The sequence below is a fragment of the Sphingobium fuliginis genome (genome assembly GCF_004152845.1).
GTDB lineage: Bacteria > Pseudomonadota > Alphaproteobacteria > Sphingomonadales > Sphingomonadaceae > Sphingobium > Sphingobium fuliginis.
Map to the genome: position 1 here is coordinate 15,322 of NZ_SEON01000010.1, position 23,841 is coordinate 39,162.

The following is a 23,841-nucleotide window of genomic DNA, read 5'->3' on the forward strand; positions in this document are numbered from 1 at the left end:
CTTACGCCCAGTCCACCCGTTTCCATCCCCGTTCCGCCGCCAGCTTCGCCAGCGGCTTGTGCGGATTGGACGCGAAGGGAATATCCGCGAACTCCAGCATGGGCGCGTCGGACACATGGTCGGAATAGGCGCGGATATGCGCCTGCGTGCGGTCGATCGCCTCGGCCGCCATCCACGCCTTGATCATGCGCAGCTTGCCGGTGTCGTAGCAGTTCTCGCCCGCGATCCTGGCGCGGACATAGCGCAGATCCTGCGAGAGATGATCGGTCGCGATCACTGCATCGAAGCCCAGCCGCCGGGCAATCGGCTCGACATAAAGGCGGTAGGAGGCGGTGGCGAGAACCAGCCGGTAGCCGTCCGCCCTGTCCTTCGCGATCTGCGCCAACGCGCCCGCACGGACATTATGGGCCACCACCTTCGCCGCATAGCTTTCCACATGCGGCATCAGCCGGGCACGCTCGACATTATGGCCGATCATCAGCGCCTGGTTCATTTCCTTCAGCCGCTGCCGGCTGATCAGCTTCAGCACATAGGCCAGCATCAGCAGGACGACGCCGGGAAACAGCGCCAGACGCCACGGCGCCATGCGTTTCGCGACATGAACCAGAAAGCCGGTATAGGTGCCGCTGAAGGTGACCGTGCGGTCCATATCGTAGATTGCGAGCCTGTGCGTCATGCCATGTCCGAAACTTTTTGCGGTGCCCCTTCGTTTGATCGTGCGGATGGGCCGTTTCGGCTTGCCGTGCAACCGATAATGGACCACACCACCGCCTTGATGAACAAAGCCGCTGATCTTGCTCAGGAAGTCCGCGACGGCGAGACGGTCATTCGGCTTTCGGGCAATATGTCCATCGCTTGCCTCAACCATCTGCCCGACCGGCTGGACGCGATAGAGGGTCCGGTCGACACCATCGACCTGTCGGGCGTGGAACATATGGACACGATCGGCGCGTGGGTGCTGCACCGCACGATCAAGCGCTGGAACTGCAAGATCACGGGCGACAAATGCGATGCGGAACGGCTGATCGCGGCGGTCGGCCGCGTCGATGAACCGGTCAACATCCGCCCCGACTATGTGCCGCCCTGGCAGCGCGTCGTCGGCCAGATCGGGGAAGCGGTGGTCAATGCGGGCAGCACCATGCTGGGCCTGCTCGGCTTTTTCGGCGGAACGCTGGTGGCGACGTGGAACGTCATCCGTCATCCCAGCCGGTTCCGCATCAATGCGGTGGTCCAGCGGTTCGAGGTGGTGGGCGTCTCGGCGCTCGGCATCATCGGCCTGATGAGCTTCCTGATCGGCATCGTCATCGCCCAGCAGGGTTCGGTGCAGCTCCGCCAGTTCGGCATGGAGATGCTGACGATCAACCTGGTCGGGCGCCTGACCTTCCGTGAACTCGGCGTGCTGATGACGGCGATCATGGTCGCGGGCCGGTCCGGTTCCGCCTTCGCCGCGCAACTGGGGACGATGAAGCTGACCGAGGAGGTCGACGCCATGCGCACCATCGGCGTGTCGCCCATGGAGGCGCTGGTGCTGCCGCGCACGCTGGCCGTCGTCGTGATGATGCCGCTGCTCGGCTTTTATTCCTCCATCGTCGCGATCGTCGGCGGCGGGTTCCTTTGCGCCGTATCGCTCGACATTCCGCCGATCACCTTCGTCCAGCGGCTGCGGGAGGTGGTGCCGATCCACGACCTGTGGGTGGGGCTGATCAAGGCCCCGGTCTTCGGCGTCATCATCGCGCTCGCCGGCTGTTTCCAGGGCATGCAGGTCAAGGCCAATGCCGAGGAAGTGGGCCTGCGCACGACATCGGCGGTGGTGCAGGCGATCTTCCTCGTCATCGTGCTCGACGCCTTTTTCGCCGTCTTCTTCACCTGGGTGGGCTGGAACTGATGACGCCCGAAGAAGCGATGAGCGCGGAGGAAGAGCGGGTCGAAAAGGCGCTGGAGCGCGATGATGTCGCCATATCGGTCCGCAACCTGCGCAACAGCTTCGGCGACCAGGTCGTGCATGAGGGGTTGAACCTCGACGTGCGCAAGGGCGAGATATTGGGCGTGGTCGGCGGGTCGGGGACGGGCAAGTCGGTGCTGATGCGCTCCATCATCGGCCTCCAGACGCCCGATGAGGGCGAGGTCCACGTCTTCGGGGAATCGATGATCGGCCGGCTGGACGATGAGGCGCTGGCGATCCGCAAGCGCTGGGGCGTGCTGTTCCAGGGCGGCGCGCTGTTCTCCACGCTGACGGTCGCGGAGAATGTCGAGGTGCCGATCCGCGAATATTATCCGAACATCGGCCCCAAGCTGCGCGACGAGATTGCCGCCTACAAGATCCGCATGACCGGCCTGCCCGCCGAGGCGGGTCCCAAATATCCCGCCGAACTGTCAGGCGGGATGAAGAAGCGCGCGGGGTTGGCGCGGGCGCTGGCGCTTGATCCCGACCTGCTGTTCCTCGATGAACCCACGGCCGGGCTTGATCCCATCGGCGCGGCCGCCTTCGACGACCAGACGCGCAAATTGCAGAAGACGCTGGGCCTCACCGTCTTCCTCATCACCCATGATCTCGACACGCTCTATTCGATCTGCGACCGGGTGGCGGTGCTGGCGGACAGAAAGGTGACGGCGGTCGGCACCATCGATGAGCTGCTGGCGACCGATCATCCGTGGATTCAGGAATATTTCAACGGCCCGCGCGGGCGCGCCGCGACGGCGGCGGTCGCTCGCGAAAAGGACAAGAGGCGATAGGATATGGAAACCCGCTCCAACCATGTGCTGGTGGGCACGGTCACGCTGCTGCTGCTGGCGGCGATCATGATCGCGGCTTTCTGGTTCTCGCGCCTCTCCCAGGGCGACAATATGGAATATGACATCTTCTTCAAACAGTCGGTCAACGGCCTCGCCAAGGGATCGAGCGTCAACTATTCCGGCGTCCCGTCCGGTCAGGTCGAGAAGATCGAGCTGTGGAAGCGCGATCCCAGCTTCGTGAAGGTGCGCATTTCGGTGAAGGAAGGGACGCCGATCCTGCAAGGGACCACCGCGACCATTGCCGGGGTGGGCTTTACCGGCGTGTCGGAAATCGTGCTGGACGGCGCGGTCAAGGGCGCGCCACCGATCACGTGCCCGGCGGAAAACCCCCTCGCCTCCTGCCCCGATGGCGTACCGGTGATCCCGACCAAGCCGGGGGCGCTGGGCGAGCTGCTCAACAACGCCCCGCAGTTGCTGGAGCGGCTGTCGACGCTGACCGAGCGGCTGACGGAGTTGCTGAACGACAAGAATCAGCAGTCCATCGCCGGCATATTGGCCAATGTGGAGCGGATTTCCGGCTCGCTGGCCGACCGCAGCCCCGAAATCGCGGCAACGCTGGCCGAGGCGCGCATCGCCGTGCAGCGCACTGGCATCGCCGCCGAACAGATCGGCAAGCTGGCCGCGTCCACCGACGCCATGGTCAATGATGAGGGCCGTCCGCTGCTGGCCGACCTGCGCAAGAGCATCCAGTCGGCCACGCGCAGCATCGACACGCTCGACAAGACCATTGCGGAGGCGCAGCCGGGCGTCCACGCCTTCAGCAACCAGACCATGCCGGAGGTGAACCAGTTGGTCCGCGACCTGCGCGAAATGTCGCGCTCCTTCCGCGGCGTGGCGGAAAAACTGGATCAGCAGGGTGCGGGATCGATCGTCGGATCGCCCAAATTGCCTGATTACAAGCGATAAGAGGGACATGATGATGTTTCACAGGAAACTTGGCCTGATGCCCGTGGCCCTCGGCGCATCGATGCTGGCCGGCTGCGTGTCCTTCGGCGGCAAGCCGCCCGAACGGCTGCTGTCGCTCAACGCCGCGCAGAAGGTCGCCCCGGGCACGCTGCGCAGCGCATCGGCGGGCGCATCCATCACGGTAGCCGATCCCGAAGCGCCCAAGATGCTGGATACGGTGCGGGTGCCGGTGATCACCTCCCCCACGTCGGTCGCCTATGTGACGAAGGTGCAATGGGCGGACACGCCGCGCCACCTGTTCCAGAAGCTGCTGGGCGAAACCATCGCCGCCACCAGCAACCGCATCGTGCTCGACCCCGGTCAATATTCCGCCGACGCCGGGCAGCGGCTGATGGGCGAGCTGGTCGATTTCGGCGTGGATGAGGCGAGCAACAGCGCGATCGTGACCTATGACGCGATGCTCACCGGGCCGGGCGGCACGGCCATCGCCAAGCAGCGCTTCACCGCCAGCGCGCCGATCGGGGGCAAGATCGACGCCAGCAGCGTGGGCGCTCCGCTCAATGCCGCCGCGAACAAGGTGGCGGCGGATGTGGCCGCCTGGCTGGCGACTTCGGGAAGGTAGGGCGCCGTTCCTGGCCGTCATCCCAGCTTTCGCTGGGGTGGCGCGCAGGGTGGAAGGACGTCTTTACTCCAAACTCTTGCTTACCTGCTCCGTCACATCCTTCGACAGTCCCGGCTCAAGCAGGATGCGCTGCAATTCCGCCCGCATCAGCGCAGCGCGTGGTTCATCGAACCGTTTCCAGCGGCCGAGCGGCGGCACCAGCCGGGCGGCGGTCTGGGGGTTCAGCTTGTCGAGCGCGATGATGCAGTCCGCCACCAGACGATAGCCCTTGCCCGACGGGTGATGGAACGCCCATTGATTGCCTGCGAAGGCGCCATAGAGCGCGCGCACCCGGTTGGGATTGGTCAGGGTGAAATCCTTGTGCCTGCCCAGTTCCTCGACCAGATCGACCGTATCGGGATGGAAGGCGAAGGCCTGGGTCTGGAACCATTTGTCCAGCGTCAGCGCATCGTCACGATAGCGGTTGTAGAAGATGTCGAGCGCCGCTTCCCGTTCCGCGCTGGTGCCGTTCGCCAATGTCGCGAGCGCTGCCTGCCGCTCGGTCATATTGTCGGCCTCGCTGAACTGGCCGAAGGCGACGGTCGGACCATCGACCGCGCCGGAAGCTGCAAGATAGAGCAGCGCCGTGTTGCGCAGCTTCCTGGCGCCCTTGGCGACTGACGACAGGGCGAAGGCATTGGCCCTGGTCCGGGCGTGAATATCGCGCCAGAGCGGCTCCAGTTCGGCGCCGATGCGCCGTTGCAGCGCATCCCGGGCCGCGTGGATCGCGTCGGGATCGACCACCGCCATCTGATCGCCCAGATAGGCTTCGCTCGGCAGGCGGATCGCCTCCGCGACGAAGGCGGGATCTAGCAGCGGATCGGTGGCGGCGTTGCGGATCGCGGCGATCACCGCATCCTCATCGACCGCCTGCCCGCCGATCCGGCCGACCAGCACATTGACCATGAGTTGCTGCATCGCCTCATAACGGGCGAAGGGATCGTCGTCATGGGCCGAGAGGAAGGCAAGATCGGCCTGGCTGCGATTGGTTTCGACAATGACCGGGGCGGAAAAGCCGCGATTGATCGAAAGGATGGGCGCGGCCGTCCAGCCCTGGAAGGTGAAGCTCTGCCGCGCTTCGGTCAGCATCAGAAGTTCATCGCCCCTGTTCTCACCCGTTTCCGGATCGAACAGAGCCGTGCGCAACGGGATGGCCATGGGCCGTTTTTCGGGCTGGCCCGGCGTCGGCGGGACCGTCTGCTCCAGCAGCAATGTCACGCTGCGCGCAACCGGGTCGTGGGTCAGCAGGGCGCGGACATGAGGCGTGCCGGCCTGCTCGTACCAGAGGCGGAACTGGCCGAGGTCGATCTCTCCCCCCTCCTCCATCGCCCGCACGAAATCCTCGCAGGTCGCTGCCTCGCCATCATGTCGGTCGAAATAGAGGTCCGTTCCGGCACGGAAGCGCTCCGGACCCAGCATCAGCGCCATCATGCGGATCAGCTCCGCGCCTTTATTGTAGATGGTCGCGGTGTAGAAGTTGCTGATTTCCATATAGGATTCCGGACGAACCGGATGGGCGAGCGGTCCGCTGTCCTCCTGGAACTGCGCCGCGCGAAGGATGCGGACGTCCTCGATCCGCTTGACCGCGTGCGATCCCATGTCGGCGGAGAAATTCTGGTCGCGGAAGACGGTGAAGCCTTCCTTCAGGCTGAGTTGGAACCAGTCGCGGCAGGTGACGCGGTTGCCCGACCAGTTGTGGAAATATTCGTGCGCCACCACCCCCTCGACGCCGTCATAGTCGATGTCGGTCGCGGTTTCCGGATCGGCCAATATGTAGCGTGAATTGAAGATGTTGAGGCCCTTGTTCTCCATCGCCCCGAAGTTGAAATCGGCAACGGCGACGATGTTGAACACGTCCAGATCATATTCACGGCCATAGACGCGCTCGTCCCAGGCCATGCTGTTCCTGAGCGCCTGCATCGCATGGGCGGTGCGAGGCAGATCCGCTTCCCTGACCCATATGCCCAGTTGCACCTCCCGCCCGCTCATCGTGACGAAGCGGTCGGCATTGCAGGCAAGGTCGCCGGCGACCAGCGCGAACAGATAGCAGGGCTTGGGAAAGGGATCGTTCCAGCGCGCCCAGTGGCGGCCGCCGGGCAACTCTCCCTGCTCGACGGGATCGCCATTGGCGAGCAGCACCGGGTAGAGCGCCTTGTCCGCCGCCATGCGCACCGAATAGCGCGACAGCACATCGGGCCGGTCGGGGAAGAAGGTGATGCGCCGGAAACCCTCCGCCTCGCATTGCGTACAGAGGAGGCCGCCGCTGGCATAAAGCCCCATCAGTTTGCTGTTGTCCTGAGGCGCGATCTCCACGAGCGTTTCAACTATATGAACGGCGTCGGGAAGCGCGATGACCAGCGCGCCGCTGTCCATCGACCATAGGTCCGCGGCGACGGGGTTGCCATCGACCCTGATCTCCAGCGGCAGGAGGCCGTCGCCATCCAGTTTCAGCGGCCGGTCATGATCGCCATTTCGCGTGACCGACAAGGTTGCATGGACGCGCGTTGCAGCGGCGTCGAGATCGAAATCCAGCGCGATGTCGGGAACAAGCCAGTCCGGCGGCCGATAGTCCTCGCGACGGACGACATGGGGCACGGTGAGGGAGGAGGAATTGTCTGCCATGCGTGCAGGCTAGGCAGTTGAGGGGGAAAAGACCAGTGGCCGCCGCGCCTAAATGCGTTGGCCACCAGTCCTTTGGCGAAGCTTCAGATACGCTCGCCCGAGAGGCGCTGGCACAGCATGTCCAGTTGGTCGAGCGTCGAATAATGCAGCGAAAGCGTGCCGTTGCCGCCTTGCATATAGTCGATGTCGACCTTCACCCCCAATATGTCGGCAAGATGCTGCTCCAGAGCCGCGATGTCGGGATCGTTTTCCTTCGGGACAGCCGCCCGTCTGCGGCCGGGCGCGTCATCGCCCTTCTTCGCGCGGCGCACCAGTTGTTCCGTATCGCGAACCGACAGGCCCCTGGCTTCCACGGTGCGGGCCAGATTTTCGCAGTCCGGCGCGCCGATCAGCGCACGGGCATGGCCCATGCTGAGCTTTTGTTCGATCACCTGCTGCTGAACGGGCGCGGGCAGATCGAGAAGGCGCATCAAGTTCGCGACATGGCTGCGCGACTTGCCGACCAGACGGCCCAGCGCTTCCTGGCTGTGCTGGAACTCCGCGATCAACTTGCGATAGGCTTCCGCTTCTTCGATCGGGTTGAGGTCTTCGCGCTGGATATTTTCGATAAGGGCGATTTCCAGCGTTTCCGCCTCATCGAAATCGCGCACGATGGCAGGGATGCGGTGAAGCTGGGCGCGCTGGGCCGCGCGCCAGCGACGCTCGCCCGCGACGATCTGGAAACCGCCGCCATGGGGCCGAACGATGATCGGCTGGATGACGCCCCGCTTGCCGATGCTGTCCGCCAGTTCCTGCAACGCGCCCTCATCGAAATGGCGGCGCGGCTGTTCCGGATGGGGCTGGATCAGCGCGACTTCGATGCTCTGGATCGCCTTGGTGGACGGCGGCGTGGCCGCTGTCGGCGCGACGGGTTCTTCCCGCGCCACGTCTCCCAACAGTGCCGACAGCCCCCGGCCAAGGCCGTGGGGGCGCTTCACCGACTTCATGGCATTTTCGTTATTCAAGCAGCAACCTCCTGCCGGGGCAGGCGCGCGATCAACTCACGCGCCAGACGCATATAGGCTTCCGATCCCGAGCAGCGGAAATCGTAGATCAGGGCCGGCACGCCGTGGCTGGGCGCTTCCGACAGGCGGACATTGCGCGGGATGACCGTGGAAAAGACAAGATCGCCCAGACAGGCCCGCACATCGTCCGCAACCTGATCCGTCAGGCGATTGCGGCGGTCGTACATGGTGAGCGCCACGCCCATGATCGACAGGCCGGGATTGAAGCGGCCACGAATCCGTTCCACTGTCTGGAGCAGTTGCGAGAGCCCTTCCAACGCAAAAAATTCACATTGCAGCGGCACGAGCAGCGACTGCGCCGCGACCATGGCGTTTATCGTCAGCAGGCCAAGCGAGGGCGGGCAGTCGATAAGGCAGATGTCCCAACGGCCGGGCTGGGCTTCGGCGAGGACCCTTTCCAGCCGATGGGTCCGTTCCTCATATTCGATCAGTTCGATCTCCGCGCCCGACAGATCCTGTGTCGCGGGAACGATGTCGAGCTTGGGAACCCGCGTGCCGAGAACCGCATCCTCAAGCGCGCAATTGCCGAGAAGCAGGTCGTAGCTCGACTGGACGCGATCCGATTGGTTGACGCCGAGTCCGGTGGACGCATTGCCCTGAGGATCGAGATCGACCAGCAGCACGCGAAGACCAGTGGCCGCCAGACCTGTGGCCAGATTGATGGCGGTCGTGGTTTTTCCGACGCCGCCCTTCTGATTGGCAATGGCAATACGGATCATCCTCGGGCTTTCCTCCTGACGGATCGGACCGCCTCCGCGACGATGATGGCGCTGTCGGCATCGGTCACGCTGCGTTCCACGTGGAACGCACCTTGCCATGATCGAGTCGCCGCCTCCAGTTCATTCTGCGCATTTCGTCCTTTTGGAAGCACCCAAATGGTTTTTTCATCGGCCAGATGATGCGCGGATTCGAGTAGCCGGGGCAGAGGCGCATAGGCGCGGGCGCTGATGATGGCTGCCGCCGAAGCGGGAACGGTCTCTACCCGACCGCCAAAGACCTGGGCATGGGAGAGGCCCAGCTCTGCGATGACGTCGTTCAGAAAGTCGATCCGCTTGCGCCGGGACTCCACCAGTTGGATGGGGCGTTCATGGAGGATCGCGATGACTATGGCCGGCAAGCCGGCACCCGAGCCCAGGTCGACCCACCTGCCCTGCCCGGCCTTCGCGGCCAAAGGCAGGAGCTGCGCGGAATCGACAATGTGCCGTGCCCATATATGGGCGCGGGTCGATTCAGCGATCAGGTTCTGCTGCTCCATCTCCCTCAGAAGGATCGCAACATAGCTCTCCAGCCGCTCCCATGTTCCACGTGAAACATCGAAACGGGACTGCAACCATTGCCGTGCTTCTTCTTCCGTCACGCGGCGCGCCGCCTGATGTGAACAAGAAGGGCCGCCAGTGCCGCGGGCGTTATGCCGCGAATGCGCCCCGCCGCCGCAAGCGTATCCGGCCGCGCCCGATCCAGCCGCTCGATCATTTCCGTCGAGAGCCCGCCGATAGAAGCGAAGTCGAAATCGGCCGGAATGGCGACACGTTCATTGCGGCGCATCTCCGCGATCTCCGCCTCCTGCCTCTCCAGATAGGGCGCATAATGCGCATCTTCCAGAATCTCGTCGCGCAGGTCGGCGGATGTTCGGGCCAATGCCGGCGCGAGTGCGAAGAGCAGATCCTGCCCCACCTCCGGAAATCGCGCCCATTCGAACAGGGTGCGGCGCGCGCCATCCTGCCGGACGGATGCGCCCGATCTGGCCATTTCGGTGGCCGAGAAGGAACGGCCCAATTCTTCCTCCACGAGCGAGCGCTGATGGGCGCGTTCCGCATAATAGGCGGTCCGCTCTTTGCCGAGCACCCCATGATAGATGCCGAGCGGGGCCAATCGGGTGCCCGCATTATCGGCGCGCAGCCGCAACCGATATTCGGCGCGGGCAGTGAGCATGCGATAGGGCTCGGTCACGCCCTGCAGGACCAGATCGTCGATCATCACGCCGATATAGCTGCTGGCCCGATCCAGAATGAGCGGTTCCTCCGCCTTGGCCCTGGCGGCGGCATTGATTCCGGCGATCAGGCCTTGAGCCGCCGCCTCTTCATATCCGGTGGTGCCGTTGATCTGCCCCGCGCAGAAAAGACCGGGGATCGTGCGCACTTCCAACGTCGCATCCAAGGCGCGGGGATCGATATGGTCATATTCCACGGCATAGCCGGGCACGACGATTTCGGCCTTTTCCAGACCCGCCATCGACCGCACCATCGACAGTTGCACATCGGCGGGAAGCGAAGTGCTAATCCCGTTGGGATAGACCAGATGGTCGTCCAACCCCTCCGGCTCCAGGAATATCTGATGCCCGTCGCGATCGCCGAAGCGGATCACCTTGTCCTCGATCGATGGGCAGTAACGCGGCCCCCTGCCCTCGATCGCGCCGCTGAACAAAGGCGAGCGGCCTAGCCCTTCCCGGATGATCGCATGCGTGCATTCATTGGTGCGCGTAATGGCGCAGCTCAATTGCGGTAGCGGTCGCCCCGGCGACATGGCGGACATGGTCCATGCCGACCCATCGGAAGGCTGCGCCTCAAGCCGCGCCCAATCGATGGTGCGGCCATCGATTCTGGGAGGGGTTCCGGTCTTGAGCCTTCCAACCGGCAGGTCCAGCGCGCGAAGCTGAACCCCCAAAGCCATCGCCGCCCGCTCTCCGGTACGGCCGCCCGCCTGCGTCTCTTCCCCCCGGAAGAGCTTGCCACCCAGAAATGTTCCCGTCGCGAGCACCACGGCGGGCGCCTTGAGCATCCGTCCGTCGGCCAGGGACAATCCGGCGATGGTTCCGCCCGTCAGGATCAATCCGATGGCTTCTCCCTCCACGATCTCCAGTCCAGGCTGGCGGTCGAGGAGGCGGTGAATCTCGGCACGATAGCGTTTGCGATCCGCCTGGATGCGCGGACCCTGAACCGCTGCGCCCTTGCTGCTGTTGAGCATGCGGTAGTGAATGGCAGCGGCGTCGGCAGCACGGGCTATCAAGCCGTCCAGTGCGTCGACCTCCCGTACCAGATGGCCTTTGCCCAGACCGCCTATGGCCGGATTGCAGGACATGGCGCCCACCGTCGCTCTGTCGAAGGTCAATAGCGCAACCGAGGCCCCTTTGCGCGCCGCTGCGCCCGCCGCTTCGCAGCCTGCATGGCCGCCGCCGACCACGATCACATCATAGCTTGTTCGCATGCGCGCCCCCTTAACAGAAGTCGGGCGCCCCGGTCAAAACTGTTCCACGTGGAACATGGCTATTTACCGATGCAGAATCCGGCAAACAGGCGGTCGAGCATGTCCTCCGTACCGGCTCGTCCGGTCAACAGGTCTATGGCCTGACGGGCCTGTCGCAACTCCTCCGCTACGATCAGCAGATCGTCCGATGCCTGCGCGGCGCTCAGATGCCCGTGCAATTGCGCCCCGGCTTCCCGCTGCCGCCGGTGCAGGGCATAATCGCCCTCACCCGGCAGGAGAGCGGCGGCGCGTTCGAGCAGAATGGATGTCAGGCGATCCATCCCCTCGCCTGTGACGGCCGAAAGCCGAATACCGGGGCGGTCCGTAGCCATGTTCCGGTCGCATTGCGCGGCAACCAATAGGGCGTCCGCGCGAGGAACCTCCTCCGCCGGACCCAACCAGAGGATGATGTCCGCCGCGTCCAGCGCGCCCCGCGCCCTGTCCATGCCGATGGCTTCAATGGCATCGTCCGTCTCGGCGCGCAGGCCGGCGGTGTCCGTGAAAAGAAAGGCGGTGCCATGCAGCGCGGCCGGTACTTCTATCCGGTCGCGGGTCGTCCCGGCTATGTCCGACACAATCGCCGCCTCCCGCCCGACAAGCCGGTTGAGCAGCGTCGACTTCCCCGCATTGGGCGGGCCTGCCAGAACCACGCGAACGCCGTCGCGCAACCGCTCGGCCGATGGCGCGGCGAGCATGGCTTCGACTTCCCCTGCCAGTCCATGGACGCCCTGGTCGATCCGCGCCTCCATTCCCTGATCGGGCACATCATCCTCATCGGAGAAATCCAGCGCCGCTTCCGTCATGGCGGAAAGATCGAGCAATGTTCGGCGCCATCCCTCCACCCGCCGTGAAAAATGGCCTTCCGCCATCAACAAAGCCGCGCGCCGCTGCTGCTGTGTCTCGGCAGCGAGCAGATCGGACAGCCCCTCCACCGCGTTCAGATCCATGCGGCCATTGGCGAAGGCGCGGCGTGTGAACTCTCCCGCTTCGGCCCGGCGCAATCCTTCGAGCGTGCCCAGCGCCTGCTCGACCGCGGCGATGACCGCCCGCCCGCCATGGCAATGCAGTTCGGCCAGGTCCTCGCCGGTCGCCGTATCCGGTCCGGGAAACCACAGGATCAGGGCCCGATCCAATAAGGCGCCGTCGCGGGGGTCGTGCAGCGACGCCAGCCGGGCCCGCCGGGGTGGTGGCAATTGCCCGGCCAGCGCAAGAAGCGCCCGGCCTGCCGCCGGTCCGCTGATCCGGATGACAGCAATGCCGGCAGGGGGCGCGCCGCTCGACAGGGCAAAGATGGTGTCCGTCACGGCGCGCCGTCCCTGGCAGGATCAGCCCGGATTCTTGTCGCCATTCTTGCCCGGCATTCCGGCCAGGCCGATGTCCATCATCTGCTTGAACAGGCGCATTCCGGCATCGCCCAAGGGCGAGAAGCTCTTGAACAGGGTCTCCATCTGCTCGACATTGGCGACGCCGTCGAAGCTGTCGAGCATCGTCTTCACATATTTGTCGTGAATGGGGGTGACATCCGGCAGCCCCAGGAAAGCCCGGGCCTCCGCAGGAGTGCAGTCGACGTCCACGCTTACCTTCATATCCTGCTACCCTTTGCTGCAGCCACCCTTTACAACGCCTCATGCCGCAACAAGGGCGCGCAAGGCAAATTTTTTGACGGCAAGCATGGTTGCACTCCGCCCCGCAACCGCCATTATGCCGGCCATCGACAATGTCAGGAAAAAGGAAAGGATTTCCCATGGCAGCATTCACATCCATCCCCACGCTGGAGGGCGATGCCCGGTTCGATGTCTATGTTGCCCGGCCGCAGGGAACGCCCAAGGCCGCGATCGTGGTGATCCAGGAAATCTTTGGCGTGAACGAGGGGATTCGGCGCAAATGCGATGGCTGGGCGGCGGCCGGCTATCTGGCCCTTTCTCCCGATCTTTTCTGGCGCGAGAAGCCGCATGTCGAGCTGGATGCCGACATAGCGGAGGATTTTCAGGCGGCCATCGGCCATATGCAGAAATTCAACCAGGATCAGGGCATTCGCGACATAGAGGCGACGATCAAGGCCGCGCGGGAGGAACTGGGGCAAGGCGGCAAGGTCGGGCTGGTCGGATATTGCCTGGGCGGGCGGCTGGTGTTCATGTCGGCTTGCCGGACCGATGGCGATGCGTTCGTGGCCTATTATGGCGTCGGCATCGACGGCCTGCTGAAGGAACAGCACGCCATCGGCAAGCCGGTGCTGCTGCATGTTCCCACCGCCGACGGCTTCGTTCCGCCCGAGGTGCAGCAGAAGATGCATGACGGGCTGAAGGACAATCGTCATGTCACCCTGCATGATTATGAGGGGCTGGATCACGGCTTTGCCGCCGAGATGGGCGCGCGCCGCAACGAGGCGGCGGCGCAGCTTGCCGATGGCCGGACCGCGGATTTCTTCGCGGCCCATCTCTGACCGGGAGGCAAAGGCATGACGCAGGCATGGCGGATGGTGGCACGCACGCATGGCGGGCCGGAGGTGATCGCGCGGGAAGAGTTCGACCCCGGCCTGCCCGGTGAAGGCGAATTGCTGATCGCGCAGGATGCCGTCGGGTTGAATTTCATCGACACCTATTTTCGCAGCGGCCTTTATCCCGCGCCGTTGCCCACGCCGATCGGCGCGGAAGGTGCGGGCCATGTCGCCGCCGTCGGTCCGGGCGTCACCGGCTTTGCCGTGGGCGACAAGGTGGGCTGTGCGGTCGGACTGGGCGCCTATGCCACGCATCGGATGGTGCGCGCCGACCAGACGGTGAGGATTCCGGATGCCGTCACCACGCAGGATGCGGCGGCGATGATGCTGAAGGGCATGACCGCCTGCTATCTGGCGGAGGACATCGTCACCCTGGATGCGGGGCAGTTCGCGCTGGTCCATGCCGCCGCCGGCGGTGTCGGTTCCGTGCTGGTGCCGTGGCTGCGCGACAAGGGCGTGCTGGTGATCGCCCATTGCGGATCGGCGGAAAAGGCGGCGAAGGTGGATGCCGAACATAGCCTTTATGGGAGCTTCGACAGCCTGGCATTCGCCGTGCGGGAGATCACCGGCGGGCGTGGAGTGGATGTCGTCTATGACGGCGTGGGCAAGGATAGCTGGAGCGCGTCGCTGGCGTCGCTCAAGCGGCGCGGCCTGATGGTGAGCTACGGCAATGCGTCCGGCGCGGTGCCGCCGATCAGCCTGCTCGAACTCAGCCGGGGTGGGTCGCTTTATGTCACCCGCCCGACCCTGTTCGACTATATCGCTACTCCCGAAGAGTTGGCGCGGACGGCCGAAAGGCTGTTCGACCGCATGGCGCGGGGCGTGGTAAGGACCGTCGTCGGCCAGCGCTTTGCCCTGGCGGATGCCGCCGACGCGCACCGCGCGCTGGAGGCGCGGCAAACCACGGGAAGCACGCTCCTGATCCCCTGACTGCCGCAGGCAGGGCTGGAAGCGGTTTGCGTCGGTATCGGTCGGATGACAGTGCACGTCACATCATTGGAAACGCATTGTTTTTCAAGGCGGGCGGCATATTCCGCTCGACCGGGGCCCACCGGAATGGCAAGGCGCGGTCGATGAACGCCTTTGCGCCCCTGCTCGCGCCGCTCTGGTTCGCCCAGCTTTTCACCGGCGCCAAATCCTTTGTCGACAATCCGCTGATCGGTTCGACGCGGCTCAATTCGCTGGGGCTGCACGCGGCGCGCGTGCAGGCGGCGCAGGCCATGACGGCCCGGCGCCGCAAACGATTGGCCAATGCCGTCGATCCGGAGCATCGGACGACTTTCGACCGGGACGGTGTCGTTGAAATCCGGGATTTCCTGTCGACAGAAACCTTCCGCGCCCTCCAGGAACAACTCTTTTCCTACCGCGGACCGGCGCGGGAAATGGTTCAGGGCGACACGATCACGCGGCGGCTGGCGCTGGACCCCGCCGCCCGGCGCGCCATTCCGGCCTTCGAAGCCTTCCGCCGGGATGGCCGCTGGCAGGCGCTGTCGCGCTATGTCTCCGGCTTCGACATAGAGCCGCTGCTCTACGTCCAGTCCATCCTGCCGCAGCGGCGCGACGCCGCGCCTGATCCGCAGCTCGCTTTCCATGCCGATACCTTCTATCCGGCGATGAAGGCATGGCTGTTCCTGGAGGACGTGCCGGTCGAAACCGGTCCCTTCGCCTATGTGAAGGGGTCGCACCGGTTGACGCCGCAGCGGCTGGCCTGGGAAAAGCAGCGCAGCCTGAGCGCGCGCGATGGCGATTGCCGTCTTTCCGCCCGAGGATCGCTGCGCATCGATGTCAGCGAACTGGCGGCCTTGGGCCTGCCGCAGCCCAGCATCTATGCAGTGCCCGCCAACACCCTGCTGATCGCCGACACATTCGGCTTTCATGCGCGCAGCCCGGCCAGCACCCCCGCGACGCGGGTCGAGATTTGGGCCTATGGCCGTCGCAACCCGTTCCGGCCGGCCAGGGGATGGGATGTCTGGAGCCTGCCCGGCATTGCCGAGCGCCGGATTCCGCTGCGCTGGTGGCTGGGCGATAAGGCCGCCGGCCTGATCAGGCAGCCATGGCGGCCGGTGGGCATCAAGGGCGCGGCGGACGGTTGATCGGTGCGCTGAAGGGCGCATGGAGCCCTTCTGCCATAACCCGCCGTGTTCCTGCGCAGGCAGGAACCCAGTTCAAACGGCGGGACTGGGTTCCTGCCTGCGCAGGAACACAGATGCCCAATCTCTCTAGACGAAGAGCGTCAATATGCCGACCTGATGGTCGACGATGCCGTCGTAGATCATCTTGATCGCGACATAGATGATGACCGCCAGGCCCAGATAGGCGATCCAGCGGAAGCGCTCGATATATTTGGCGATGATGTTCGCGGCGATGCCCATCAGCGCCACGGACAGAATCAGCCCGATGATCAGGATGCCGGGATGATCGCGCGCCGCGCCCGCCACCGCCAGCACATTGTCGAGGCTCATCGAAACGTCAGCGACCGCCACCGCCCAGGCCGCGCCCGCGAAGCTCTTGGCCGGACGCAGGCCGGATATGTCGTCGTCGCCGGTGTCGGGCGTGTCCCCGCCCCGCTTCGGGTGGAGTTCGCGCCACATCTTGAACGCCACCCACAGCAGCAGCAATCCGCCCGCCAGGATCAGCCCGACGATCTGCATCAGCTGCGTCACCACCAGCGCGAAGCCGATGCGCAGCACCAGCGCGGCGATGATGCCGATCAGGATCACCTTCTTGCGCTGTTCCGCAGGCAGGCCCGCCGCCAAGGCGCCGACGACGATCGCATTGTCCCCCGCCAGCAGAACGTCGATCATCAACACCTGGCCGAAGGCAGCCAGCGCGGCGGGCGAGCCGATATTGCTGAAATCATTGACGATATGCGCCCAGATGTCGGCGGGTGAGCCGATCCCCTGAGCCGCAGCGGCGGCGGTTGCGAGTAGGTCGATCATGACGGCCTGCTATCCCCTGAAAATATGGCCCAAAACAAAGGGGCCGCCAGACCGGAGTCCGACGGCCCGAAAAATCGCGGCGGCGCGATGGAATGGATGCGCGCCTCCGGCAGAAGCACAACCCATGCCGCGGCTTACTGGTTCATCGAATCGAAGAAATCCTCGTTGGTCTTGGAATCCTTCATCTTGTCGAGCAGGAATTCCATCGCGTCGACCGTGCCCATCTGCATCAGGATACGGCGCAGCACCCACATCTTGGAAAGCTTGGCCTTGTCGACCAGCAGTTCTTCCTTGCGGGTGCCGGACTTGCCGACGTCCAGCGCCGGGAAGATGCGCTTGTCCGCCACCTTGCGGTCCAGCACGATTTCCGAGTTGCCGGTGCCCTTGAACTCTTCGAAGATGACTTCGTCCATGCGGCTGCCGGTGTCGATCAGCGCGGTGGCGATGATCGAGAGCGAACCGCCTTCCTCGATATTGCGCGCCGCGCCGAAGAAGCGCTTCGGCCGCTGCAATGCATTGGCGTCGACGCCGCCGGTCAGCACCTTGCCCGAGGACGGCACCACCGTGTTGTAGGCGCGGCCGAGGCGGGTGATCGAGTCGAGCAGGATCACCACGTCCTTCTTGTGTTCCACGAGGCGCTTGGCCTTTTCGATCACCATTTCAGCGACCTGGACGTGGCGTTGCGCCGGTTCGTCGAAGGTCGAGGAAACCACCTCCCCCTTCACGCTGCGCTGCATGTCGGTGACTTCTTCCGGACGCTCGTCGATCAGCAGGACGATCAGGAAGACTTCGGGGTGATTGTCGGTGATCGCCTTGGCGATATTCTGGAGCAGCACCGTCTTGCCGGTGCGGGGCGGCGCGACGATCAGGGCGCGCTGGCCCTTGCCCTGCGGCGAGACGATGTCGATGACGCGGGCCGACTTGTCCTTGACGGTCGGGTCGGTCGCGTCGAGCGTCAGCTTCTGCGTCGGGTAGAGCGGCGTCAGATTGTCGAAATTGACGCGATGGCGGACGACTTCGGGATCGTCGAAATTGACCGAGATGAGCTTGGTCAGCGCGAAATAACGCTCGCCATCCTTGGGCGCGCGGATTTCGCCTTCCACCGTGTCGCCGGTGCGCAGGCCGAATTTGCGGACCTGGTTGGGCGAGACATAGATGTCGTCGGGACCGGCGAGGAAGTTCGCTTCGGGCGAGCGCAGGAAGCCGAAGCCGTCGGGCAGCACCTCTATCGTGCCCTCGCCCATGATCTGCTCGCCATTGTCGGCCTCGACCTTGAGGATCGCGAACATCAGGTCCTGCTTGCGCAGGGTCGATGCGCCTTCGACGCCCAGTTCCTCCGCCATGGTCACGAGTTCGGCGGGCGCTTTTTTCTTGAGATCCTTAAGGTGCATTCGCGTGAAGTCCGATGGAATGAGAGACGAGGAAGGAGAAATGGGGAAGGTCTGCCCGGCAATGACTCGGGGAAACCCGCGCCGGACGGGCGGGATAGAATGTCTGGCGTTTAGCGATCTGCCATAGGCCAAGTCAAGGTGGCTGAGCCGTTCAGTTGAACGGAAATTGCCGATATGCGCCCTGCCGCGAATGAAATGGGATGGGCGGAACCGGGGCGCTCATGCTATACAGGAATAAAATTAGGAGGAACGGGAGATGGGACGCTGGCGCGCCGCTCTGGGCATCGCGATCGCGATCGCCAGCCCTCCCCTTGCGGCGCAGGATCGCCCGGCGCTGGACCCCGAAGAGCCGCCGGCGGTGATCCGCACCATTGCCAGCGACGACGCCCGCATCACCATCCCCATCCAGATCGACGGCAGGGGGCCGTGGAATTTCGTGGTCGACACCGGATCGCAGCGCACCGTCATTTCCCGCGCCCTGGCCGAACGGCTTGCGCTGCCGCTGCGGGATCGGGTGACGGTGATCAGCATGACCGGCCGAGCGGAGGTGGACACGGTGGCCGTCCCGCGCCTGGGCTTCGGCAAGACCGTGGTGGACGACATAGAGGCGCCGGTGCTGGAAGGCGAGCATATCGGCGCGCCGGGACTGTTGGGATTGGACGGCCTGCACGCCAAGCGGCTGCTGCTGAATTTCCGCACGGGCCAGATGGAGATCAGCAACAGCAAGCGGAGCTGGCGCGACCCCAATGTCATCGTCGTCGAGGCGCGGCGGCGCCAGGGGCAGCTGATCCTGCTCGATTCCGACGTGAACGGGATGCAGGTCAGCATCATCCTGGACACCGGCACTTCGGTCAGCGTCGGCAATATGGCGCTGATGAACAAGCTGGTGCGCAAGAAGAAAGCGCCCGCGATGAAGCTGGTGACGCTGACCAGCGTGACGGGAGAGACGCTGTCGGGCCAGGCGGGCCTGATCGACCGGGTGCGCATGGGGCAGGTCACGCTGAACGAGATGCCGGTGATGTTCGCGGATGCCCAGCCCTTCGCGGAACTGGAGCTTCAGGACAAGCCCGCGCTGCTGCTCGGCATCGACGCGCTCAAGCTGTTCGACCGGGTGGCGATCGACTTCGGGCGGGGGAAGGTCGACTTCCTGCTGCCGGATACGGGGCTGCTCGACCGGAAACGCTTCGCGACGGCGCGGAGAGCGGCGGGTTAGGCATGGTTTAAGCGGAAAACCGGTGGCCCCCTTCGACAGGCTCAGGGCAGCCTTTTCCGCACCATGCCCTAGAGCCAATCGACATTCAGCCCTGACGGCCTGCAAATGACGCTTTTCCGTGCTTCCGGTGCTCACCTACTTTGAGTAGGCTGCGCGCCGGGTCACGGAAAACCACCATTTTCGGCTCGTCATCATCTGAATGTCGATTGGCTCTAATGTGGCGCCGGCTGCTGCCGATTGCGGCCCAGCACATTGTCGATCCATTGCTGGTCCAGACGCGGCGGCTGCGGCCGGTCGGCGGGATTGGGCGCCGCCTGCCCGCTATCGTCCGGCTGTTCCTCATCCTCCGGCGGCTGCTGCGCCCGTTCTATGGGAAGGCCGTTTTCATCGACCATCATGCCGCTGTCCGTGCCGCCGTCGGGCTGACCATAATAGGCCTCCTCATCCGGTTCGAGCTGCCATTCGGGCAGCGTCACCTGCGTTTCGAACTGTTCGACCGGGCGTTTCGCGACGGCGACCTTCATATAGTCGGCAAAGGCATGGGCCGGCGCCCGGCCGCCCTGGAGGACGCCCACGGCGCGGGCGTCGTCGCGGCCCATCCAGACGCCGGTGGTGATGCCGCTGGAAAAGCCCAGGAACCAGCCGTCCTTGTTGCTGCTGGTGGTGCCGGTCTTGCCGGCGACGGGGCGGCCGATCTGCGCGGCCCTGCCGGTGCCGGTGCTGACGGCGGTCTGCATCAGGTCGGTCATCCCCGCCGCGACCCAGGGGGCGACCAGCACCCGGCTGGTGTCGTCCTGATGTTCGTAGAGCAGGCGGCCTTCGGCGGTCGTCACCCGGGTGATGCCATAGGGAGTCACGGCCACGCCCTTGCGCGCGATGGAGGCGAAGGCGCGCGTCATGTCGATCAGGCGCACATCGGACGTGCCCAGCACCATCGAGGGATGGGTGTTGATCGGCGTGGTGATGCCGAAGCGGCGCGCCATGTCCGCCACGGTGGGGAAGCCGACCTCCACGCCCAGCTTCGCCGCCACGGTGTTGACCGAATAGGCGAAGGCGGTGCGGATATCGATGTCGCCGGAAAAGCGGCCATTGCTGTTGCGCGGCTTCCACCCGTTGATGTCGACCGGACTGTCGGTGACGCCGGTGTCGGGCGTATAGCCCGCCTCCAGCGCCGCCATGTAGACGAAGATCTTCCAGGCCGAACCCGGCTGCCGCGTCGCGGTCGTCGCGCGATTATAGTTGGAGCTCACATAGTCCAGCCCGCCGACCATCGCCCGCACCGCGCCGTCGCGGTCGAGCGAAACCAGCGCGCCCTGCGTGCCGCTGGGCACATTGGCCTGGATCGCCGCGGTGGCCGCCTTCTGCATGTTGAGGTCGATGGTGGTGTAGACCTCCAGCGGCTCATTGGGCTCATCGATCAGCGTGTCGAGCTGCGGCAGCGCCCAGTCGGTGAAGTAGCGGACGCTGTTCTGCGGCGGTTCGGGCGCCATCCTTACATTCTGGAGACCGGCCGAAGCGCGTTCCGCCGCGCTGATCTTGCCATTTTCCTCCATCAGTTCCAGCACCACGCCCGCGCGGCCGATGGCGGCATCGGCGTCGGCGGTCGGGGAATAGCTGGAGGGCGCCTTCACCAGGCCGGCGACGATCGCCGCTTCGGGCAGATCCAGGCTGGTGGCCGGGTGGCCGAAGAATTTGCGGCTGGCCGCGTCGATGCCATAGGCGCCGCCGCCGAAATAGACCTTGTTGAGATAAAGCTCCAGGATCTGCCGCTTGGAGAATTTGCGCTCCAGCGCGAGGGCCAGCACCATTTCGCGCACCTTGCGGCCCCAGCTGTAGCTGTTGTTGAGGAAGATGTTGCGCGTCACCTGCTGGGTGATGGTGGACGCGCCCTGCCAGCGGCGGCCGCTGCCGCGCCGCTCCAGCGCCACCCAGGCGGCGCGCGCCATGCCGATGGGATCGACGCCGGGGTGCAGATAGTAACGCTTGTCCTCGGTCGAAACCATCGCATCGACCATCACGGTCGGAATCTGGTCGTAGCTCAGCCAGCGGCCGAAGCTGGGGCCCAGCGATACGATGACGCTGCCGTCGGCGGCATGGACGCGGATCATCTGGCCGTTGGGCGAGGACTTCAGCGATTCATAGTCGGGCAGAGACTGATAGGCGATCACCACCGCCACGACGATCGCGACAAGCGCGCTGAGGCCGCCGACGAGGCCGATCTTCAGGCCCCGCACCAGCCATGTCTTCAATTTGCCCCGCGGTTCGCTGCTCTTGCCTGATCGTGCCATGGTTCGCCCGGATATGCGCTAAACGAAAAGGCGGCCAGTGGAAAAGCCGTGCAGGCCGCGCAAAAAAGCCGGAATTTCTCCGTCATGCGCGATTTCGCCTCTGCCGAAATCGCCCGTCATCCTCAAGGGAAGCGCCGCTTTACCGGCGATGAACGATCATTCGCCTTCGTCGCGCGGCTTGAAATCGAGCGACGCGCTGTTCATGCAATAGCGCAGGCCGTTGACGCCCGGACCGTCGGGGAAGACATGGCCCAGATGCCCGCCGCAATTCGAACAGCGGACTTCGGTGCGGATCATGCCATGGCTGGTGTCGCGGATTTCATCGACCGCATCGATGTCGACCGGCGCGGTGAAGCTGGGCCAGCCCGATCCGCTGTCATATTTTTCGTCCGCATCGAACAGTTCGGCGCCGCAGCCCGCGCAGAAATAGCGGCCATCGGCCTTGTTGCTGTTATATTTGCCGGTGAAGGCCCGTTCCGTGCCGCCCTCCCGCAGAATATGATATTGTTCGGGGGAAAGGCGCTCGCGCCATTCGGCGTCGGTCAGGTTGAGCTTGTCCATGCCCGGCAATATGGCGGTGGGCGGGCGTGCGATCAAGCGGTTAGCATGATCTGGGTAACGGCGCTCCCGCGGCCGGCGGCAGCGCCCGGGAGAAACCTCTATCGCTCCCGCGCCGCCTGGCGGGCGATGGCGAGCAGTTCGTGCCGGACCATCAGGTCGCCCAGCCCCCTGCCCGACCGGCTGGCGCGCTCCGCCTGGGCGAGCCTGTGGATGACGCGCGCGATGCCGGGCGCGTCCCAGATGCGGACCTGCCGGGTGACGATGCCCTTTTCCTTCCAGAAGACCTGCTTGCCCGCCGCCTCGACCGCGCCTTCCAGCCGGCCGCTGTCATCGAAATCGGTGCGGATATTGGCGAGCAGCATGGCGCGGGCCAGCAGCGGGCGCAGCACCGCCGCCATCGCCGTTCCCGCCTCCGCCAGCCGCCCCAGTTCCCGGTGCATGCCGCGCAGGTCGCCGCCCAGCACGGCATTCACCAGCGGCGCGGCGTCGCTGTCGGGATTGTCGGCGGAAAGGGCGTCCAGCGCCTCCTCCGTCGCTTCGCGCGGGCGGTCCGGCGCGGCGTCGAGATAGAGGACCAGCTTTTCCACCTCCCCGGCCATCAGCGTGCGGTCGCCATTGGCAAGATCGGCGATGCGGCGGCCCAGTTCGGGCGAAAGGCGCAGCCCCCCTTCCCGCGCGATGGCGATGGCGATCTGCTCCGCCTCCCGCGCGTCGGGCTGGTAGGATATGAAGGCCATGGTCTGCTTGTGGTCGAGCGCGAGCTTGAGCAGCTTCGACGTGCCCTTGAGCGCGCCCGCTATGGCGATGACGGGATTGCCCGCCGCCTCCGCCTCCAGCAGGGCGTTGAGGGCGGGCAGCGATTCCTCCCCCATGCCGGTGACGCGAATCCAGCGCTTGTCCCCGAACATGGAGAAGGACGCCGCTTCATCCGCCAGCCGCGCCGGATCGTCGCGCAGAGTCGGTCCGTCCAGGTCGACCCGCTCCGCTTCCGGCCCCATGGCGCGCTCCAGCCGCTTGGCGAGCGCCGTGCTGCCCGCTTCGTCGGGTCCGTAGAGCAGGAAGAAGCGGCAGTCGGCAGGCGGCGCGTCGAGCGCCTTTTCGATCTGGCCGCGATTGGCCTTCAACGGGATTTGTCCCGCGCCGCGAAACGGGCGAGCCGCGCGACGATCTGGTCGGCAATGGTCTGCGACAGGCGTTCCAGGGCGGTGTCTTCCGCCGCGATGGTCGCATATTCGCTGGAGACCACGTCGATGCCGACATCCGATCCGGCGGTATCGTCCAGAATTTGCGCGCCGGTTGCGCCGTCGATAAGCTGATAGCGCGCCCGCAGGGTCCGCCGCTCGCGCGTGACGGCGGCGTCGGAGCGCAGACCGAAGCCGCTGATATTGTCGTCCAGCTTCACCACCAGCTTGTAACCGGGTCCGGTGCCGCTCATCGCCGCCAGCCGGTCGTTCAGCGCATTGCGCACCAGCCAGCCGCCCTTGCCCTCTATCGGCTGCACCTCGACATTGCCCAGCGCCTGCGCGACCGGGCCGTGGCCGCCCCCGCCATAGACCGGGCGCAGGCCGCAGGCGGAGAGGGACAGGGCGACGAAGAGCAATGGCCAGAGCTTCATAAGACCTACCCTTAACCGTTCGCCCTGAGCTTGTCGAAGGGCCGTTCT

At 65.0% G+C, this 23,841-nt stretch carries 22 protein-coding genes; 8 read left to right on the forward strand and 14 right to left on the reverse strand.

The window, feature by feature from the left end:
* Position 1 precedes the first annotated feature (1 nt).
* Positions 2–676, reverse strand: coding sequence for an HAD family hydrolase (locus tag EWH10_RS19510; RefSeq protein ID WP_025550761.1), 675 nt, complete (start codon positions 674–676; stop codon positions 2–4).
* A 99-nt stretch (positions 677–775) separates the two neighbouring features.
* Here EWH10_RS19510 and EWH10_RS19515 point away from each other — a divergent pair, with 99 nt between their 5' ends.
* Genes EWH10_RS19515 through EWH10_RS19530 form a run of 4 tightly spaced genes read left to right on the forward strand, consistent with a single transcriptional unit; the run spans position 776 to position 4,321 of the window.
* The gene (locus tag EWH10_RS19515; protein WP_044662860.1) at positions 776–1,885 is read left to right on the forward strand and encodes an ABC transporter permease; all 1,110 of its coding nucleotides are present in this window, start codon (positions 776–778) and stop codon (positions 1,883–1,885) included.
* The gene (locus EWH10_RS19520; protein ID WP_065846198.1) at positions 1,885–2,733 is read left to right on the forward strand and encodes an ABC transporter ATP-binding protein; all 849 of its coding nucleotides are present in this window, start codon (positions 1,885–1,887) and stop codon (positions 2,731–2,733) included. The genes EWH10_RS19515 and EWH10_RS19520 overlap by 1 nt, the downstream gene beginning before the upstream one ends.
* Before the next feature lie 3 nt (positions 2,734–2,736).
* Positions 2,737–3,699, forward strand: coding sequence for an MlaD family protein (locus EWH10_RS19525; protein ID WP_044660606.1), 963 nt, complete (start codon positions 2,737–2,739; stop codon positions 3,697–3,699).
* Positions 3,700–3,706: 7 nt separating this feature from the next.
* Positions 3,707–4,321 carry an ABC-type transport auxiliary lipoprotein family protein gene (locus EWH10_RS19530; RefSeq protein ID WP_083198959.1) on the forward strand — a complete coding sequence of 205 codons (615 nt, stop codon included), beginning with the start codon at positions 3,707–3,709 and terminating at the stop codon, positions 4,319–4,321.
* A 63-nt stretch (positions 4,322–4,384) separates the two neighbouring features.
* Here the strand turns inward: EWH10_RS19530 and pepN are convergent, their stop codons facing one another.
* The 7 genes from pepN to EWH10_RS19565 form a co-directional block, all read right to left on the reverse strand.
* Positions 4,385–6,982, reverse strand: coding sequence for an aminopeptidase N (gene pepN / locus EWH10_RS19535; protein ID WP_130030175.1), 2,598 nt, complete (start codon positions 6,980–6,982; stop codon positions 4,385–4,387).
* An 83-nt stretch (positions 6,983–7,065) separates the two neighbouring features.
* Positions 7,066–7,968 (reverse strand): ParB/RepB/Spo0J family partition protein, encoded by a 903-nt coding sequence (locus EWH10_RS19540; RefSeq protein WP_170825582.1) that lies wholly within the window; start codon positions 7,966–7,968, stop codon positions 7,066–7,068.
* Positions 7,969–7,982: 14 nt separating this feature from the next.
* Positions 7,983–8,765: a ParA family protein gene (locus EWH10_RS19545; protein ID WP_025551164.1), complete on the reverse strand. Its 783-nt coding sequence runs from the start codon at positions 8,763–8,765 to the stop codon at positions 7,983–7,985.
* On the reverse strand, positions 8,762–9,403 hold the full coding sequence (rsmG, locus tag EWH10_RS19550; protein ID WP_044660602.1) for a 16S rRNA (guanine(527)-N(7))-methyltransferase RsmG: 642 nt from the start codon (positions 9,401–9,403) through the stop codon (positions 8,762–8,764). The genes EWH10_RS19545 and rsmG overlap by 4 nt, the downstream gene beginning before the upstream one ends.
* Entirely contained in the window at positions 9,400–11,250 is a 1,851-nt protein-coding gene (gene mnmG / locus EWH10_RS19555; protein WP_065846197.1) for a tRNA uridine-5-carboxymethylaminomethyl(34) synthesis enzyme MnmG, read from the reverse strand. The genes rsmG and mnmG overlap by 4 nt, the downstream gene beginning before the upstream one ends.
* 59 nt (positions 11,251–11,309) lie before the next feature.
* The gene (gene mnmE, locus EWH10_RS19560) at positions 11,310–12,593 is read right to left on the reverse strand and encodes a tRNA uridine-5-carboxymethylaminomethyl(34) synthesis GTPase MnmE (protein WP_065846196.1); all 1,284 of its coding nucleotides are present in this window, start codon (positions 12,591–12,593) and stop codon (positions 11,310–11,312) included.
* A 21-nt stretch (positions 12,594–12,614) separates the two neighbouring features.
* Positions 12,615–12,875: a DUF6489 family protein gene (locus EWH10_RS19565; protein WP_025551156.1), complete on the reverse strand. Its 261-nt coding sequence runs from the start codon at positions 12,873–12,875 to the stop codon at positions 12,615–12,617.
* 158 nt (positions 12,876–13,033) lie between these two features.
* Between EWH10_RS19565 and EWH10_RS19570 the strand changes: the two genes are divergently transcribed.
* From EWH10_RS19570 to EWH10_RS19580, 3 genes are all read left to right on the forward strand, one after another.
* Positions 13,034–13,732, forward strand: coding sequence for a dienelactone hydrolase family protein (locus tag EWH10_RS19570; protein WP_044660599.1), 699 nt, complete (start codon positions 13,034–13,036; stop codon positions 13,730–13,732).
* 15 nt (positions 13,733–13,747) lie between these two features.
* A complete protein-coding gene (locus EWH10_RS19575) occupies positions 13,748–14,716 on the forward strand; it encodes a quinone oxidoreductase family protein (RefSeq protein WP_197565235.1) in 969 nt (322 codons plus the stop codon).
* Positions 14,717–14,859: 143 nt separating this feature from the next.
* Positions 14,860–15,879, forward strand: coding sequence for a phytanoyl-CoA dioxygenase family protein (locus tag EWH10_RS19580; RefSeq protein WP_170825581.1), 1,020 nt, complete (start codon positions 14,860–14,862; stop codon positions 15,877–15,879).
* Positions 15,880–16,005: 126 nt separating this feature from the next.
* On the opposite strand, the gene EWH10_RS19585 is transcribed toward EWH10_RS19580, so the two are convergent.
* Both EWH10_RS19585 and rho read right to left on the reverse strand, forming a co-directional pair.
* Entirely contained in the window at positions 16,006–16,725 is a 720-nt protein-coding gene (locus tag EWH10_RS19585; RefSeq protein ID WP_025551148.1) for a YjbE family putative metal transport protein, read from the reverse strand.
* 134 nt (positions 16,726–16,859) lie between these two features.
* On the reverse strand, positions 16,860–18,116 hold the full coding sequence (rho, locus tag EWH10_RS19590) for a transcription termination factor Rho (protein ID WP_007689303.1): 1,257 nt from the start codon (positions 18,114–18,116) through the stop codon (positions 16,860–16,862).
* A 256-nt stretch (positions 18,117–18,372) separates the two neighbouring features.
* Between rho and EWH10_RS19595 the strand changes: the two genes are divergently transcribed.
* Positions 18,373–19,329 (forward strand): aspartyl protease family protein, encoded by a 957-nt coding sequence (locus EWH10_RS19595; RefSeq protein ID WP_025551146.1) that lies wholly within the window; start codon positions 18,373–18,375, stop codon positions 19,327–19,329.
* Positions 19,330–19,541: 212 nt separating this feature from the next.
* Here the strand turns inward: EWH10_RS19595 and EWH10_RS19600 are convergent, their stop codons facing one another.
* The 4 genes from EWH10_RS19600 to lptE form a co-directional block, all read right to left on the reverse strand.
* Positions 19,542–21,617: a transglycosylase domain-containing protein gene (locus EWH10_RS19600; RefSeq protein ID WP_044660597.1), complete on the reverse strand. Its 2,076-nt coding sequence runs from the start codon at positions 21,615–21,617 to the stop codon at positions 19,542–19,544.
* A 156-nt stretch (positions 21,618–21,773) separates the two neighbouring features.
* Positions 21,774–22,178 (reverse strand): peptide-methionine (R)-S-oxide reductase MsrB, encoded by a 405-nt coding sequence (msrB, locus tag EWH10_RS19605; protein WP_044662858.1) that lies wholly within the window; start codon positions 22,176–22,178, stop codon positions 21,774–21,776.
* A gap of 98 nt (positions 22,179–22,276) precedes the next feature.
* Positions 22,277–23,302 carry a DNA polymerase III subunit delta gene (holA, locus tag EWH10_RS19610; RefSeq protein ID WP_044660596.1) on the reverse strand — a complete coding sequence of 342 codons (1,026 nt, stop codon included), beginning with the start codon at positions 23,300–23,302 and terminating at the stop codon, positions 22,277–22,279.
* Positions 23,299–23,793, reverse strand: a complete 495-nt coding sequence (lptE, locus tag EWH10_RS19615) for an LPS assembly lipoprotein LptE (RefSeq protein ID WP_025551884.1) — start codon at positions 23,791–23,793, stop codon at positions 23,299–23,301. The genes holA and lptE overlap by 4 nt, the downstream gene beginning before the upstream one ends.
* Positions 23,794–23,841 lie beyond the last annotated feature (48 nt).

Bases quoted from the DNA above. Each gene is read 5' to 3' on its own strand.
- EWH10_RS19510 (WP_025550761.1), bottom strand. From the start codon at position 676: ATGACGCACAGGCTCGCAATCTACGATATGGACCGCACGGTCACCTTC.
- EWH10_RS19515 (WP_044662860.1), top strand. From the start codon at position 776: ATGAACAAAGCCGCTGATCTTGCTCAGGAAGTCCGCGACGGCGAGACG.
- EWH10_RS19520 (WP_065846198.1), top strand. From the start codon at position 1,885: ATGACGCCCGAAGAAGCGATGAGCGCGGAGGAAGAGCGGGTCGAAAAG.
- EWH10_RS19525 (WP_044660606.1), top strand. From the start codon at position 2,737: ATGGAAACCCGCTCCAACCATGTGCTGGTGGGCACGGTCACGCTGCTG.
- EWH10_RS19530 (WP_083198959.1), top strand. From the start codon at position 3,707: ATGATGATGTTTCACAGGAAACTTGGCCTGATGCCCGTGGCCCTCGGC.
- pepN (WP_130030175.1), bottom strand. From the start codon at position 6,982: ATGGCAGACAATTCCTCCTCCCTCACCGTGCCCCATGTCGTCCGTCGC.
- EWH10_RS19540 (WP_170825582.1), bottom strand. From the start codon at position 7,968: ATGAAGTCGGTGAAGCGCCCCCACGGCCTTGGCCGGGGGCTGTCGGCA.
- EWH10_RS19545 (WP_025551164.1), bottom strand. From the start codon at position 8,765: ATGATCCGTATTGCCATTGCCAATCAGAAGGGCGGCGTCGGAAAAACC.
- mnmG (WP_065846197.1), bottom strand. From the start codon at position 11,250: ATGCGAACAAGCTATGATGTGATCGTGGTCGGCGGCGGCCATGCAGGC.
- EWH10_RS19565 (WP_025551156.1), bottom strand. From the start codon at position 12,875: ATGAAGGTAAGCGTGGACGTCGACTGCACTCCTGCGGAGGCCCGGGCT.
- EWH10_RS19570 (WP_044660599.1), top strand. From the start codon at position 13,034: ATGGCAGCATTCACATCCATCCCCACGCTGGAGGGCGATGCCCGGTTC.
- EWH10_RS19575 (WP_197565235.1), top strand. From the start codon at position 13,748: ATGACGCAGGCATGGCGGATGGTGGCACGCACGCATGGCGGGCCGGAG.
- EWH10_RS19580 (WP_170825581.1), top strand. From the start codon at position 14,860: ATGAACGCCTTTGCGCCCCTGCTCGCGCCGCTCTGGTTCGCCCAGCTT.
- EWH10_RS19585 (WP_025551148.1), bottom strand. From the start codon at position 16,725: ATGATCGACCTACTCGCAACCGCCGCCGCTGCGGCTCAGGGGATCGGC.
- rho (WP_007689303.1), bottom strand. From the start codon at position 18,116: ATGCACCTTAAGGATCTCAAGAAAAAAGCGCCCGCCGAACTCGTGACC.
- EWH10_RS19595 (WP_025551146.1), top strand. From the start codon at position 18,373: ATGGGACGCTGGCGCGCCGCTCTGGGCATCGCGATCGCGATCGCCAGC.
- EWH10_RS19600 (WP_044660597.1), bottom strand. From the start codon at position 21,617: ATGGCACGATCAGGCAAGAGCAGCGAACCGCGGGGCAAATTGAAGACA.
- msrB (WP_044662858.1), bottom strand. From the start codon at position 22,178: ATGGACAAGCTCAACCTGACCGACGCCGAATGGCGCGAGCGCCTTTCC.
- lptE (WP_025551884.1), bottom strand. From the start codon at position 23,793: ATGAAGCTCTGGCCATTGCTCTTCGTCGCCCTGTCCCTCTCCGCCTGC.